General features: G+C 30.5%; 4 protein-coding genes. 1 reads left to right on the top strand and 3 read right to left on the bottom strand.

Annotated features, from left to right (window positions below; genetic code table 11):
- Positions 1-150 precede the first annotated feature (150 nt).
- From K9V48_RS29815 to K9V48_RS27760, 3 genes are all read right to left on the bottom strand, one after another.
- On the bottom strand, positions 151-210 hold the full coding sequence (locus K9V48_RS29815) for a hypothetical protein (protein ID WP_224142281.1): 60 nt from the start codon (positions 208-210) through the stop codon (positions 151-153).
- Between the two features lie 188 nt (positions 211-398).
- Positions 399-599: an IDEAL domain-containing protein gene (locus tag K9V48_RS27765; protein ID WP_224142280.1), complete on the bottom strand. Its 201-nt coding sequence runs from the start codon at positions 597-599 to the stop codon at positions 399-401.
- Positions 600-1,423: 824 nt separating this feature from the next.
- Positions 1,424-1,588 (bottom strand): hypothetical protein, encoded by a 165-nt coding sequence (locus K9V48_RS27760; RefSeq protein ID WP_224142279.1) that lies wholly within the window; start codon positions 1,586-1,588, stop codon positions 1,424-1,426.
- Positions 1,589-2,093: 505 nt separating this feature from the next.
- On the opposite strand from K9V48_RS27760, the gene K9V48_RS27755 reads away from it, so the two are divergent.
- The coding region (locus K9V48_RS27755; RefSeq protein ID WP_224141852.1) for a transposase at positions 2,094-2,241 on the top strand (148 nt) is incomplete at its 3' end.

Below are 2,241 nucleotides of genomic sequence, written 5' to 3'. Positions count from 1 at the left end.
TTAGGTGGAAGTATAGCGAAAGTATTAATTCAATTACTAATGATTGGTATATTTATTATTTCCGTGATTTTTTAATATCAAGTTTTTCATCAAAAAAATTCATTTTAAAACCCCCTCTTGCAATTATTTTCTTGCTAGAAGGGGTTTTGATTAGATACAACACAAAATGGTTTTTTTGTTATTTGTATAACCGCCATTTGCGTCCCACATTGTTGTTCCTCGGTGAAGCCCACAAGTACACCGGTGGGGCCCATAGTCTTTTCGATAGCGATTAGGTGGGTTTTTGCCTCTTTGAAATGGCTTGCACTATTCTAAAACACACATAACCCCGTCTGATTTTAAGACGAGGTTATGATAAAATTATTTTCATTATTGTATTAAACAATTTATCAGCCGCTTTAAGAAATATTCTTTAATTTCTCAGTTAATCGTAGAAATTTTTGTTTGTTTTGTTCTAGTAATGACTGGTCGATCTCTTTTAAGAGTTGCTCTTTTCGAAAATCACTAAGGGCTTTATTTAACACCATTTCAGCAAATTCAGAATCCATGACTTTTTCTTCTTCAGGCTGTTGTAATGTATTAAGCGAATTCTTTTCCATCGGAAATCAACTCCTTGATCTTTTTTCTATTATACTAATATTTTTTCAGATTATTCATTTTTTTTGATTGGTAGTTCAGGTATTTATTACTAATTAGTTTAAATCGGAAAGTGTAAGTTCATTAATTATCTTTGGTTATGTTCTTTAACAATGAAGTTTGTTAATTCATCTTAAAAATTCTCATTACTTTTTTACCCATCAGTTTACTAGATGGGTTAATCTATTGTTTTGCCCTCTTTTATCTTACGATTGATTAGGAGCATTATCGTAAAATTGATGAAATAAATATGTAAGGTAAGCATTTAATTCAAATCGATCATTATTTACAAAATCAGACAACGTTAATTTACTTTCTTTTAACACTATTTCCCCGCTATATTTAACTTACTTATCTTCATAATTCCCAAACTATCACTCTTTTATACATATAAATTAATAGAATTTTTATTTTTGAGTTTTGATTTCCTACTGAAACATAGAAAAAACCTTAGATTTAGAGGTTTCTTTCAGGAGTAAGTAAAGTCCTGCAATTCATATTACGGGACTTTGATCAAACTTTTATAATTTATCAATCTTTATTTTAAAGCCTCAATAGTTCACCTTCTCCCTCTATAAAAACTTTAACAAGTTTTTTGTTTACTACATTATTAGAACACAATATTTATGTTATTTTAATTTTTCGAACTGTATTATTCTATTAGTAGGGGTACAGATAGCATCTCAGATTTGTTTAGGCCAACAAGATCTCAAAGTACTAGATGAATACTGTATACAAATCTAGTTTATATAAACTAATGTTATCGGCAATCAAAAAACCATCAAATTCAATAAGAACAGATGGTTTTTTCAAAGGTTTTAAGCTCAGAAAGTCGTACTAATTCAACTTGGCCTAATGAATCCTTTTTCTTGATCTCACAAGTACCGTTATCATATAACCATATAATTTTGTACTTTTCACCTCTAAATATCACAGTAGAACCGATAATCACTAGTTCGCCCCCCAGATCATGTTGCTTTCAAATTATTTTAAAGTTCACTCGTTAAAACTTTGTGAAGTGTTTATAAAATATTGTAAGCGTTTCCCTATAGTTATGTAAATGGGTGTTTTATTCACATATAGTCAACATAATGCGATGTTATCGGTAATGAAAAATGAAATTAGGAATATAAGTAATCTATATTATATACGGAGAAAGGGCGGGCGGGAGCTTTTTGGGTTGTAAAAAAAGCTCCCGAATTAGAGTAAAAATGCCTCCTAATCACCGTAGTTAATTTTCTTATTTAAATAAAATATAAATGGTGAATGGGGCAGCTACGTTCATTCACTATTTATATTTTATTCAAAAACTTTTGTATAGTTTCTTTAAAAATTACATGATTGGCTATGAAAGATAATAATATTCCTTGAGCTGGTTCGTTCGTGGAGTTAGTATAGTTTCATGGACACGGTTTAGTTAACTCTCTATGATAGAAATAAGAGAGGAAGTGTCCGGGATGGAATCAAGAAATAAGCGTAAATATAACGACGATTTTAAGAAGATGGTGGTGGAACTTTATCACACTGGTAGCTCGGTGAGTACGTTAAGCAGCGAATATGGTGTATCTGAAGTCACAATTTATAAATGGATTAAAGCCTTAACCC

It is taken from the genome of Metabacillus rhizolycopersici (assembly GCF_020075705.1).
This window is presented reverse-complemented; position numbering and strand designations above follow the sequence as displayed.